At 68.5% G+C, this 12954-nt stretch carries 10 protein-coding genes; 6 read left to right on the forward strand and 4 right to left on the reverse strand.

The annotated features are described in order from the left end of the window. On the forward strand, positions 1-444 hold the full coding sequence (locus RIN18_RS04770) for a hypothetical protein (protein ID WP_309102804.1): 444 nt from the start codon (positions 1-3) through the stop codon (positions 442-444). Positions 445-483: 39 nt separating this feature from the next. On the opposite strand, the gene helR is transcribed toward RIN18_RS04770, so the two are convergent. After that, on the reverse strand, positions 484-2613 hold the full coding sequence (gene helR, locus RIN18_RS04775) for an RNA polymerase recycling motor ATPase HelR (protein WP_309102805.1): 2130 nt from the start codon (positions 2611-2613) through the stop codon (positions 484-486). Between the two features lie 196 nt (positions 2614-2809). Between helR and RIN18_RS04780 the strand changes: the two genes are divergently transcribed. From RIN18_RS04780 to treZ, 5 genes are all read left to right on the forward strand, one after another. Continuing rightward, a complete protein-coding gene (locus RIN18_RS04780; RefSeq protein WP_309102806.1) occupies positions 2810-3298 on the forward strand; it encodes a pyridoxamine 5'-phosphate oxidase family protein in 489 nt (162 codons plus the stop codon). A 128-nt stretch (positions 3299-3426) separates the two neighbouring features. Beyond that, a complete protein-coding gene (locus RIN18_RS04785; RefSeq protein ID WP_309102807.1) occupies positions 3427-3717 on the forward strand; it encodes a hypothetical protein in 291 nt (96 codons plus the stop codon). Then, positions 3714-5927: a glycogen debranching protein GlgX gene (gene glgX / locus RIN18_RS04790; RefSeq protein WP_309102808.1), complete on the forward strand. Its 2214-nt coding sequence runs from the start codon at positions 3714-3716 to the stop codon at positions 5925-5927. Before RIN18_RS04785 ends, glgX begins: the two co-directional genes overlap by 4 nt. Further along, complete coding sequence (gene treY, locus RIN18_RS04795; protein ID WP_309102809.1) at positions 5924-8272, forward strand: malto-oligosyltrehalose synthase; 2349 nt, start codon at positions 5924-5926, stop codon at positions 8270-8272. The genes glgX and treY overlap by 4 nt, the downstream gene beginning before the upstream one ends. Before the next feature lie 61 nt (positions 8273-8333). After that, entirely contained in the window at positions 8334-10058 is a 1725-nt protein-coding gene (treZ, locus tag RIN18_RS04800) for a malto-oligosyltrehalose trehalohydrolase (RefSeq protein ID WP_375163495.1), read from the forward strand. 10 nt (positions 10059-10068) lie between these two features. On the opposite strand, the gene RIN18_RS04805 is transcribed toward treZ, so the two are convergent. The 3 genes from RIN18_RS04805 to RIN18_RS04815 all read right to left on the reverse strand — a co-directional run bounded on the left by RIN18_RS04805 (position 10069) and on the right by RIN18_RS04815 (position 12878). Then, the gene (locus RIN18_RS04805; protein ID WP_309102811.1) at positions 10069-11460 is read right to left on the reverse strand and encodes an MFS transporter; all 1392 of its coding nucleotides are present in this window, start codon (positions 11458-11460) and stop codon (positions 10069-10071) included. Between the two features lie 68 nt (positions 11461-11528). Beyond that, positions 11529-12602, reverse strand: coding sequence for a YbdK family carboxylate-amine ligase (locus RIN18_RS04810; RefSeq protein WP_309102812.1), 1074 nt, complete (start codon positions 12600-12602; stop codon positions 11529-11531). Positions 12603-12611: 9 nt separating this feature from the next. Then, complete coding sequence (locus tag RIN18_RS04815; protein WP_309102813.1) at positions 12612-12878, reverse strand: Rho termination factor N-terminal domain-containing protein; 267 nt, start codon at positions 12876-12878, stop codon at positions 12612-12614. Between the last annotated feature and the right edge of the window lie 76 nt (positions 12879-12954).

The following is a 12954-nucleotide window of genomic DNA, read 5'->3' on the forward strand; positions in this document are numbered from 1 at the left end:
ATGATGCACAACCCCGAACCCGTACACATCCCGGCCGAGAAGCGGCGCCCCCTGGGCCTGTCGGTTCTCTCCCTGATCGCCCTGGCAGCTCTCGGCCTCCCGCGTGTGATTCTGCACGACCTGCACATCATCGACGAGGCGCATCCCGCCTCGTGGATCCTCTCCCTCGGGCCGGTGGCCGTCTGGGTCGCTGTCGCCGTCGTGAAGAAGGTGCCGAATCCGTTCCTCACCGTCTTGACCATCGGCCTGATCTTCGCGGTCATGCTCTCGATCACCCACCAGCTGCTGTGGTCCTACGCATTCGCCGACTCCGAAACCGCTCAGTCGATCCCGCGGCTGGCGCAGCTGCCCGGCGGGCTGTTCGCCGGTCTCCTTCTCGGCGGCGTGGGCGGGTTGGTCGCCTGGGGAATCCGGGCGGTGATGAAGCAGAGAACGCGCGGCTGACCGGGGCGGGCGGTCGTCCCGCCCCGCGACCGGGCGGCCTCACCGCAGGATGACGAGCTCCCTCGTGGTTCTCGTCATGGCGACGTATCGGTCCACCGCCCCGGTGAGGCCCTCCCCGAACTCGTCCGGCCGGATCAGGATCACGAGATCGAACTCCAGGCCCTTCGACCCCTCTGGCGTCAGCGAGCGCACGCGTGCGGCGGGCACGAACGAGGCGTCTCCGATCACACAGGCGACACCATCCGGATTCGCGTCGAGCCAGCTCCAGAGGACGCTCTCGAGATCGGCCACCGCTCCTGTGCGGACGGGGACACCGCTCTCGCGTACCGACGTCGGCACGTTCGCATCCGGAATCGCCTGGCGGATGACGGGCGCCGCCGCCTCCATCACCTCCGCCGGCGTGCGGTAGTTCACGCTGAGCCGGGCGATGGTGGGGTCGCTGATGCCGACGCGGGCGAGACGCGCCTCCCAGCTCTCGGTGAAGCCGTGGCGGGCCTGCGCGCGATCGCCGACGATCGTGAAGCTCCGCGATGGGCATCGGGCGAGCAGCATCCGCCATTCGGCATCGGTGAGTTCCTGCGCCTCGTCGACGACGATGTGTCCGAACGGCCCCGCCAACTCGTCCGGCGAGACCACGGGAAGGGCATCGACTCCGTCGAGGACGTTCGTCGCATCCTGGCCCCGGAGGATCGACATGACCTTCATGTCGCTGTCGTCCGATTCGACCAGATGATCGATCACCTGCGACATCTGTTCCCGGCTCTGCGCCACGGCGGCCTGACGGCGATGCTCCTGCCGAACCGTCTCCGGGTCGCCGATGCGTCGTCGGGCCGCGTCCAGCAGGGGCAGGTCCGAGAGTGTCCAGGCCTGCGCATCGTCCCGCCGCAGGAGCGCGACCTCGTCGGAGGAGAGTTCGGGGGCACACTCTCTGAGGAAGTCGGGCGAGCTCCAGAGCCTCGCGACGACGGATGCCGGTACCAGCAGCGGCCACCCGCGGACGAACGCGCCGGTGAGTTCGTCGTCCTGCCGCAGCCACCGCCGGATCGAATGCGGTGGCACATCCTCGTCGTCCACCTGGTCGATGAGGAACTCGAGCACCTCTTCCCACACCTCATCGCGCGCCTCGTTGTGGGACGACGCCGGATCCGCCGTCGTGAACAGTTCGTGCCATTCCTCGCGGCTGATCCACAGATCCGCCCACGGCGTCTCGATGCGCATCGCGTGCTGCGGAGGTCGCTCGAACGCCGAGGCCGCTGCAGCGAGCAGCGCACCGGGGTCGAGGGCGGCCTTCAGGGCCGCCACCCGGGGGTCAAATTCCTCGACGGCCGTGGCGCCCTCGGGAGTGAGGTCTCGCAGTGTCGTCAGGCGCACCGTGTCCTCGCCGAGGCTGGGCAGCACATCGTCAACATAGGAGAGATAGTGCGCGTTGGGTCCGACGAGCAGCATGCCGCCACCGCCCTGCGTGAGCCGGGGCTCCGCGTACAGCAGGTGCGCGGCGCGATGCAGCGCGACGACCGTCTTCCCGGTGCCGGGGCCGCCGTCGACGACGAGCGCGCCCCGCGACGGAGTGCGGATGATCGCGTCCTGATCGGCCTGGATCGTCGCCAGCACGTCGCGCATCTTCGACGTCCGATGGCTTCCGAGACTCGCGATGAAGGCGGACTGATCATCGAGTGAGGCGCCGTCGAAACCGTCCGGCGTCAGGGCCTCGTCCCAGTAGTCGGTGATCCGGCCATCGGCCCAGCGGTACCGCCGCCGAGAGATGATGCCACGAGGTTCTCGCATCGTCGCGGCGAAGTAGGGCTCGGCCGCGGGCGCACGCCAGTCGACGAGTAGTCTCGTTCCGTCCCCCGCCGCGAGGCCCGTGCGGCCGATGTAGATCGCCTCCCCGGAATCCGTGGTCATCCGGCCGAGACAGATGTCGATTCCGAACCGCTCGAGGACGCGCAGGCGCCCGCTGAGCCTGCGCACTTCGAGATCGCGGTCGACGGCAGCCGCGCCCGCGGCCGCGGTCTGGCGCCGCACCTCGGCCAGACGCGTCGCGGCGTCGTCGCGCTGATCCTGCAGGGTCTCGGCGATGCGCTGCAGATGCCGGCGGTCGGATTCGATGAGCGCGGGCGCGGTCTTCGCCCGCAGATCGTCGGGGAGGTGGAAGGGGTCGATGGGCATGAATCTCCTTCGCGGCCGTGCGCAGATCGCACGGCGAGGGTCGAGTCTGCCTCACAGCAGGGGCCTTGCCGCAAGCCCCCACCCCGCCGGTATCCTGGAAATGCGCCGGTTGGCAACCCCCTCGGAGAAGCGGGGTGCCGGGCGCGATGCTGTCGTCCATGCCGCCGCCCATCGCGGCGCAGAAGGGACGACTCTCATGACCGATACCACCGCTGTTCAGCGGCTCGCCGAGCTCATCAAGGGTTTCCGGTTTGCGATGTTCACCACCCGCAACGCGCAGGGCCGACTCGTCGCGCATCCCCTCACCGTTCAGGAGGCCGAGTTCGACGGAGACCTCTGGTTCCTCGTCTCCAAGAGCGCGACGTTCGTCCTCGACCTCGACGTCGACGACCGCGTGGGCATCTCGCTGAGCTCGAACGATGCGTGGGTGTCGCTGTCGGGCACGGCTGAGCTCGTCGGCGATCAGATGAAGGTGCGGGAGCTCTGGAATCCGGTGGTCGAGGCGTGGTTCCCCGACGGTCCGGATGACCCGAACGTCGGGCTGCTGAAGTTCACAGCACATTCGGCCGAGTACTGGGACAGCCCGGGAGGAAGAATCGCGTCTCTCTTCAGCTTCGTCAAGTCCAAGATCACCGGGGAGCAGTACGACGCCGAGAACGTGACCGTCGAGCTCCCCGACCGCTGAACCCGGTGCGGCCGACATACGAACGGACGGGAATCGACTAGCACGCCGCCCGTCTGTCTGGCAATGACGTTTTCAGATCTTGTGTACCTGCCTACTGTCGGTCTCGTCACCGAGTCAGGAGGTATCAGATGTCCGTCACGCATATCCCCGCTGGCTCAGAGAGGCAGGACGCAGCCCTGCCCGCGCAGTCGATCTCCACGCCTGAGCCGACATACGAGCTGGTCGATTTCGACCGCTACGTCATCACCCACGACGGCCCGGTCGGGTATGTCGAAGTCGTCTCTCCCGTGTTCGTCTGCTACCTGGGTCACCCGTACGCCCACGCGGAGGAGATCGCTCAGGTCCACTCTTTCGAACAGGCGGTGCGGCTGGTCGGTGAACGAGCTGCGTCCTCGCAGCGGCATAAGCTCGCCACATGACTCTTGAGATCTGGCCAGGATCGGCGTACCCCCTCGGGGCGACCTTCGACGGACAGGGCACGAACTTCGCCCTTTTCAGCGAAGGGGCGGAAAAGGTGGAGTTGTGCCTCTTCGATGACGACGGCAACGAGGAGAGAGTGCCGCTCACCGAGGTCGACGCCTTCGTGTGGCACGGTTACCTGCCGTCTGTGCAGCCGGGACAGCTGTACGGATATCGCGTGCACGGCCCTTTCGACCCTGCCCAGGGCAAGCGGTTCAACGCGAACAAACTCCTTCTCGATCCCTACGCCAAGGCTGTCGCCGGTCGCATCGAGTGGGGTCAGGCCCCCTTCGGCTACAACTTCGGAGACCCGGACTCCCGCAACGACGAGGACTCCGCGGCCGCCATGGTCAAGGGCGTCGTGGTCAGTCCGTTCTTCGAATGGGCCGGCGACCGCCACCCCAAGACACCCTATGCGCAGACCGTGATCTACGAGGCCCACGTAAAGGGGCTCACCATCCGGCATCCGGACGTGCCTGAAGAGCTGCGCGGCACCTACGCCGGGATCGCGCATCCGGCCATCATCGAGCACCTCAGCCGTCTCGGCGTCACCGCGCTCGAGCTGATGCCGGTGCACCAGTTCGTCGACGACTCGGTCCTTGAGGAGAAGGGGCTCTCCAACTACTGGGGATACAACACCCTCGGCTTCTTCGCCCCGCACAGCGGGTACTCGTCCAGCGGCGAGCATGGGCAGCAGGTGCAGGAGTTCCGTGCCATGGTGCGGGCGCTTCACGCTGCAGGGATAGAGGTCATCCTCGACGTGGTGTACAACCACACGGCGGAAGGGAACCACCTCGGACCGACGCTGTCGATGCGCGGTATCGACAACGAGGCCTACTACCGCCTCGAAGAGGACCGGCGCTACTACACCGACTACACCGGCACCGGGAACAGCCTCAACGCCGGCAGCCCGCACGCACTGCAGCTGCTCATGGATTCGCTGCGCTACTGGGTGACCGACATGCACGTCGACGGCTTCCGGTTCGATCTCGCATCCACGCTCGCACGAGAGTTCTACGATGTCGACAGGCTGGCAGCGTTCTTCGAGCTCGTGCAGCAGGACCCGATCGTGTCGCAGGTGAAGCTCATCGCGGAGCCGTGGGACGTCGGGCCCGGCGGGTACCAGGTCGGCAACTTTCCCCCGCAGTGGACAGAGTGGAACGGCAAGTACCGTGACACCGTTCGCGACTTCTGGCGCGGTGAACCGCAGGCGCTCGGGGAGTTCGCCTCCCGGCTCACCGGCTCGGCCGACCTCTACGAGCACTCCGGGCGGCGCCCGGTCGCGTCGATCAACTTCGTCACGGCCCATGACGGCTTCACGCTGCGCGATCTCGTCTCCTACAACGAGAAGCACAACGAGGCCAACGGCGAAGACAACAACGACGGCGAGAGCCACAACCGCTCCGACAACATGGGGGTCGAGGGGCCGACGGACGACGAAGCGATCAATCGGCGCCGCGCCCGCCAGCAGCGCAACTTCCTCGCCACGCTGCTGCTCTCCCAGGGCGTGCCGATGATCTCGCACGGCGACGAACTCGGCCGCACCCAGAGTGGCAACAACAACGGCTACGCGCAGGACAACGAGATCACCTGGGTCGATTGGCAAGGCGCTGATCTGCCCCTCGTGGAGTTCACCGCCGCCGTGGCGCGCCTGCGCCGTCAGCACCCGACATTCCGTCGGAGCCGCTTCTTCAACGGACGGCCCGTGCTTGTCGAGGACGGCGAGCGCATCCCGGATGTGGTGTGGCTCCGCCCAGACGGCAGCCCGATGGCGCCCGAGGACTGGGACTCGGGGTTCGGTCGATTGGTCGGCATGTATCTCAACGGGCAGGGCATCCGCGAGAAGGACATGCGCGGGCGGGCGGTGACCGACGTCAACTTCATCGTGTACTTCAACAGCGGGGATCAGCCCGTCGACGTCACCCTTCCGGACCAGCAGCATGGTGCGCGCTGGCTCGTCGCCGTCGACACGGCGGGCGAGATGGCGGACGGCTCCGAGTTCGACGCCGCCGCCTCGGTGACGGTCGAGTCGAAGTCTCTCCTCGTGCTGCAGGAGACCGACGGCGTCACACCGTCGACGGATGACTCGGTCGATGCGTCGCTGCGCGTGCAGAACGAACACGCGGAGGGGGCGGCCCCCGCCCAGAGACCAGAGGTGCGAACGGCATGACAAGACGGCCGCTCTCGACGTACCGACTGCAGATCAGCGATCAGTTTCCGCTCGACGAGGCGGCCGCCGTCACCCAGTACCTCGCCGAGCTCGGGGCATCGTGGGTCTACCTGTCCCCGCTCCTGGCAGCTGCGCGCGGATCGAACCACGGGTACGACGTCGTCGATCACTCGCGGGTCGACCCCGACCGCGGTGGCGCCGAGGGGCTCGACCGCTTCGTGGCGGCCGCGCGGGCAGCGGGTCTCGGCATCCTCGTCGACACGGTGCCCAACCACGTCGGCGTCGCGGTGCCGCGGGAGAACCCCTGGTGGTGGGACGTGCTGCGCCTGGGTCGCGGGTCGAGTCATGCCGTCGCCTTCGACATCGACTGGCCCGCCGGCGGCGGCAAGGTGCTCCTCCCGATCCTCGGATCCTCCCCCGGCGAGGTGATGGCGCGTGGCGAGCTCGTCGTCGATGCGACGCCGGCCGATGACGCCCCGGACGGGACGCTGACCTACTTCGACCACGTGCTCCCGCTGGCGCCGGGTACCGGCAGGCTCGCCGACGACCTTCCCGCGCTTCTCGCCGCCCAGAACTACGAGTTGCGGTTCTGGGAAGACCAGAACACCGAGCTGAACTACCGCCGCTTCTTCGCCGTCGTCGAACTCGCCGGCATCCGTGTCGAGCTGCCCGATGTCTTCCGCGACTCGCACCGCGAGATCGTCCGGTGGATCCGGGACGGGCTCGCCGACGGCCTGCGCGTCGACCACCCGGACGGCCTCGCAGACCCTTCCGGCTACCTGGAACAGCTCGCCGATGCCACCGGGGGTGCCTACACGCTGGTCGAGAAGATCCTCGAGCCGGGGGAGCCGCTGCCGTCGTGGTGGCGGACCGATGGAACGACCGGGTATGACGCGCTCGCGGAACTCGATCGTGTGTTCGTCGATGACGAGGGCGCAGAGGCGCTCGGGCGTCTCGACGCACGTCTGCGCGCCGCGACGGGTCTCCCGGAGGCTCAGCCCTGGCCGGAGCTGACCCACTCGACCAAGCGCATGATCGCCGATGAGCTGCTCGGGTCGGAAGTGCGGCGGCTCGTTCGCACTCTGCCGCACGGCATCGTGCATGCCGAGGACGCCCTGGCCGAACTGCTCGCGAGCTTCCCGGTCTACCGGTCATACCTTCCGGAGGGCGTCGCGCATCTGCGGCACGCGTTCGCCGATGCCCGCCGCCGCCGCCCCGATCTCGCCTCGGTCTTCGCCGAGCTCGAGCCCCTGCTGGCCGATCCCGGCCTCGAGGTGGCCCAGCGGTTCCAGCAGACGAGCGGCGCCGTCATGGCAAAGGGCGTGGAGGACACCGCGTTCTACCGGTACACGCGCCTGGGGACGCTGACCGAGGTGGGGGCCGACCCGTCGATCGCGTCGCTCACCGTCGACGAGTTCCACGAGGCGCAGCGGGCGCGACTCGCCGCCTGGCCGCACTCCATGACGACCCTGTCCACCCACGACACGAAGAGGTCGGAGGACGTCAGGGCCCGGCTCTCGGTGCTCTCCGAGATCCCGGATCGGTGGGCGGAGGTGCTCGAAGAACTGCGCGGCGTTGCGAGCACGGGGCATGGGCCCCTCGACGCCCTTCTCTGGCAGGCGGCGGTGGGGGCGTGGCCGATCTCGTCCGAGCGCCTGCTCGCATATGCAACCAAGGCGGCGCGGGAGGCGGCGGAGTCGACTCAGTGGCAGCACCCGGATCCCGACTTCGAGAAGGGCCTCGACGCCATCGCCCGGTCCGTCGACGGCGATGCGCGCGCGATCCTCGACCGCTTCGTCGGGGAGATCGTCGCTGCGGGGCGTTCCAACTCGCTCTCGGCCAAGCTGCTGCAGATCACGGGCCCCGGAGTGCCGGACGTCTACCAGGGAACGGAGCTGTGGGATCTTTCCCTCGTCGACCCCGACAACCGGCGCCCGGTGGATTTCGGCGCACGATCCCGCCTGCTCGAAGAGCTCGATGCCGACTTCGCGCGGGGCGTCCTGCCGCCTGTCGACGACTCGGGTCGGGCGAAGCTGCTCATCACCTCGCGCGCCCTGCGGATGCGGCGAGACCACCCTGAGCTGTTCCGGGTGTACCGCCCGGCCGTCGTGGAGGGTGAGGCTGCGGCACATGCCGTCGCGGTGCACCGGGGCGGTGTGACGGCGGTGGCGACGCGGCTGCCGGTCGGGCTGGCGCAGCGCGGCGGATGGGGAGACACAGTCCTCATGAGACCGGACATCGCGGGTACCGACGTGCTCACCGGGCGCTCGATCGATCCTGGACCTGTGCGGTTGGCCGAGCTGCTCGAGACGTACCCCGCGGCTTTGATCGAGGACGCGCGGTGACCGGCATCGGAACGATCGGAGAAGAGCAGTGATCGAAGTATGGGCGCCGAAGGCGCGGCGGATGCGCGTGAGGCGGTTGTCCGGCGACGGCGCGACGACGGAGGAGCGCGAGCTCTTCGCCGGCGAGGCCGGGTGGTGGCGTTCGGATCTCGCGCTCGCCGCAGGGGAGCGCTATGGCTTCGTGATCGACGACGGTGATCAGCTGCGACCCGATCCGCGCTCGCGCCGACAGCCCGAGGGAGTGCATGGGCCTTCGGCCGAGTTCGACGTGGATGCTTTCGAATGGACCGATCTGTCATGGACGGGACGGCAGCTCGCGGGCGGGCTCATCTACGAACTCCACCTCGGGACGTTCACCCCGGAGGGAACGCTGGATGCCGCGGCGAAGCGGCTCGAGCATCTCACCGACCTCGGCGTCACGCACGTCGAGCTCCTGCCGGTCAACGCCTTCAACGGGCGGTGGAACTGGGGCTACGACGGCGTGCTCTGGTACGCCGTGCACGAGGGCTATGGCGGGCCCCTCGCCTACCAGCGGTTCGTCGACGCCGCTCACGCGCACGGTATCGCTGTGATCCAGGACGTCGTCTACAACCACCTGGGTCCGAGCGGCAATTATCTGCCGGAGTACGGTCCGTACCTGCGCGAGGGCAGTCGCAACACCTGGGGCGACTCGGTGAACCTCGATGAGCCGGCGGTGCGAGCGTTCATCGTCGAGAACGCCCTGATGTGGCTGCGGGACTTCCACGTCGACGGGCTCCGGCTCGACGCCGTGCACGCGCTCCACGACGAGCAGCCCGTGCACATCCTGCGTGAACTGGCCGAGACCGCCGACGCACTCTCTGCCCAGCAGAACCGTCCTCTCAGCCTGATCGCGGAGTCGGACATGAACGATCCCACCCTCATCCTTCCTCGGGAGGCGGGCGGCTACGGCCTCACGGCGCAGTGGTCGGATGACTGGCACCATGCCGTGCATGTGGCCCTCACCGGCGAGACGGCCGGCTATTACGCCGACTTCGCGGCGGGGGATGCCGTCGCGAAGGTCTCGGAGCGCGGATTCTTCCACGACGGCACGTACTCGTCCTTCCGGGAGCGCCCCCACGGATCGCCCATCCCACCCGAGGTGCCGGCCTGGAGGCTGGTGACCTTCGCCCAGGATCACGACCAGATCGGCAACCGCGCAGCCGGTGATCGCCTGTCGGCCACCCTCTCAGCCGACCGCCTCGCGGTCGCCGCCGTGCTCACCTTGACCGCTCCTGGCACGCCGATGCTGTTCATGGGCGAGGAGTGGGGCGCTTCCACGCCCTGGCAGTTCTTCACCTCGCACCCGGAGCCGGAGCTGGGCAGGGCGACCGCCGAGGGCCGCATCGCGGAGTTCGCGAAGATGGGATGGGATCCCGATACGGTTCCCGACCCGCAGGACCCGGCCACCTTCGAGCGCTCGCACCTCGACTGGAGCGAGGCGGGGTCGCCCGACCACGCTCGGCTCCTCGCGCTGTACCGCGATCTCGCGGCGTTGCGCCGGAAGCGTCCCGAACTCACCGACCCCGACTCCACGGCGACGACGGTGTCGGTGCGCGGCGCCGACGGCGCCCCGGAGGCTCGCGTCTACCGGATCGATCGCGGCGGGCTGGGGGTGCTGGTGAATCTTTCCCCGGACCCGGCCGAATTCGAGATCGGCGGGGCGGATGTTCTGCTCGCGACGACGGCGGTCGACGGCTCCGGCGCGGTGCTGGTGATTCCGCCGGACGCGGCGGTCGTCGTCGGCTCTCCCGCGGCGGCGGTCTGACCGGCAGGAGTCAGCGCGGCTCGGCGACGACGGCATCGGCGTCGGCGCGGTCGACCCTGTTGCGTCGGATGCCGATCCACGACACCACTCCGCCCAGAATCAGGAGGGCGGTGGTGACCCATGCGGCGTTGTGGAAGCCGTCGAGATCCAGCGTGCCGCCGACGATCGTCGACAGCATCGCTACCACGAGCAGGCCGGCGACACGGGCGACCGCGTTGTTCACCGCCGATGCGATTCCCGAGCGCGCCTCATCGATCGCGCCCAGGATGGCGGACGTGAGCGGGGCGACCGTGAGCGCCAGGCCCAGGCCGAGCACGATCATCGCGGGCAGCACCTGCCACCAGTAGTCGAAGTCCTCGGCGACCGTGAGCAGCATCAGGGAACCGGCGGCCATGAGCAGAGGGCCGAAGGTCATGAAGATTCGCGGGCCGAAGCGACCGGACCACGCCCCCGCCCGCGAGCTGAGCAGGATCATGAGGATCGTCATGGGCAGACTGGCGAGGCCCGCCGCGGTGGCGGTGAGGCCCGGCCCCTGCTGCAGGTACACCCCGACGACGAAGCCGTTGAGCGAGAGAGCGGCGTACACGAACAGCGTCGCGAGGTTGCCCCAGCCGAAGTTGCGCACGAGGAAGAGATCGAGCGGCATCAGCGGTGAGGACGAGTGCTTCTGCCGCAGCAGGAAGAACGTGAACAGCGCGCCGCCTCCGAGCCCCGGAATCCAGATCGCAGGGGACTGCCAGCCGTAGTTCGGTTGCTCGATCAGTGCGAACACGATCGCACCCAGACCGATGGCGCACAGCGCGCCACTCCACCAGTCGACGCGGATGCCCCGCGGGTGCTCGGGCAGTCGCAGCCGCGCCAACAGCAGCAGCGTGACGCCGATCGGGACGACGTTGATGAGGAAGACGAAGCGCCAGGAGAGGTAATCCACGAAGAGCCCGCCGAGCAGCGGGCCGACGAGCATCGCGGCCGTTGTGAATGCGGTCCAGATGCCGATCGCGCGCGACTGCACCTCGCCCCGCATGGTGGCGGTGATGAGGGCGAGTGCGCTCGGCACGAGCATCGCTCCGGCCGCGCCCTGAAGAGCGCGGGCGATGATCAGGATGAGCGGGTCCGGTGCCGCGGCGACGGCGACCGACGCCACACCGAAGGCGATGAGCCCCCAACGCATCACGACGATCCTGCCGTAAGCGTCGGACACCGAGCCCGCCAGCAGGATGAGGGCGCTGAGTGTGATGAGGTAGGCGTCGACGACCCATTGCTGGGTCGTGATACCGCCCCCCAGTTCCCGGCTGATCGCCGGCAGCGCGACGGTGACGACCGTGCCGTCGAGGAAGGTCACGAATGCCGCGAGCACCGCGATCGCGATGACGAGCCGCTGGGGCGGGACGAAGGAGGCCACAGGCCGACCCTACTCCCGGCGTCGGACCCCGGGGCCCGATCGTCGAAACCGGTCCTGACGGCGTGACGTCAACCCTCGTGCGGTCGCCCTGCGCGGTAGAGATGCCGAAGGCCAGCGACCCCGTCCCGCTCGTAGGCGCGCAACTGGCGCTCCGCTCCCGTCCCGTCGCGGCGAATCCGGTCGAGGCCCGACGTGACGTAGTCCTCATCACCGAGTTCGGCGAGAACAGGACGGATCGCGGCGAGCATCCGTCCGGCGATGTCCCACGTCGGCGCGATCTCTCCGGTCATGGGATCGATCACGCGCGCCGCCGTGCCGTGGCGCGCTGCCGTCCAGATCGAGGCGTCGATGGCGTCGTGTTCCACCGAAGCCACCGGGACATCGTCGGCCAGCACGAGCGCCCGGGTGAGCAGCGAAGCGAGGAGGGTGTCGTCCGTCGACAGCTGCGCGTCGAAGATCCGCACCTCCACGGTCGGGAACCGCTCGGAGATCCGCACCGCCCACGACAGCGACACCGCCTCGGACACCGCACCGAGGTCGATGAGCTGCGTGATCCGAGCCCGGTAGTCGTCGAGATCATGGAAGCGCGGCGGGCACCACGACGACGGCAGGCGCCGGATCACGATGCTGCGCCAGCTGGAGAAACCCGAATCCAGGCCGTCGGCGAAGGGGCTGTTGCCGGTCAGGGCGAGAAGGACCGGAAGCCAGGCGCGGGACCGGTTGAGGGCGCGCACCCGTTCTTCTGCATCGGCCAACTCGATGTGAACGTGAAGGCCGTTGACCTCGTGATCGCGGGTGATGTGCCTCAGGTGGTTCGCGACGACGTCGTAGTGCGCGGAGGGGAACACCGAGGAACTGCGCGTCGAAGCGAACGGTGTGCCCGAGGCGGCCGCGATCGCCGCCTGAGACTGGGCGAGCTCGTTCGCGATCTCGCGGAGATGGCGTATCTGGAGATCCGCCTCCTCCCGGCTGGAGACGGGATCCGTCGCGCACTCGATCTGACAGTCGAGGTACTCGGTCATCACCTTTCCGAGGCGGTTCTGCTCGGCTGCGCGCCTGCGCGCGGAATCATTCGACGCCACCGGCACGAGAGAGCGCTCATCGAGGAGGATGAACTCCTCCTCGATCCCGAATCGGGCCATGCCCCGGGCTCAGTGATTCCTCAGCGCGGAGATCAGCTCTGACTTCCGCTTCCCGCTGTAGCCGCTCATGCCGAGCTCCTTCGCCCGCTTGCGCAACTCCGGTACTGTCCAGTCCTCGTAGTCGCCGTGTTCGCCGCCCCGACGGCCGACCTTGCTGCGGCCCTCCTTGGCGGCGGCATTCGAGATCCGCGCCGCCTTCTCCTTGGAGGCGCCGTCATCGCGCAGCTTCTCATAGAGTTCCGGGTCCTTCAGCGGTGAGTTCTTTCGTCCTGGCATGATCTCCTGCCCTCTCTGCTAATTCACAGGCACCTGCGCGCACCCGAGTCAAGGCCCTCCGGGGATGCTGCCCGCA

This window comes from Microbacterium sp. (genome assembly GCF_031179285.1).
Taxonomy (GTDB): Bacteria; Actinomycetota; Actinomycetes; order Actinomycetales; family Microbacteriaceae; genus Microbacterium.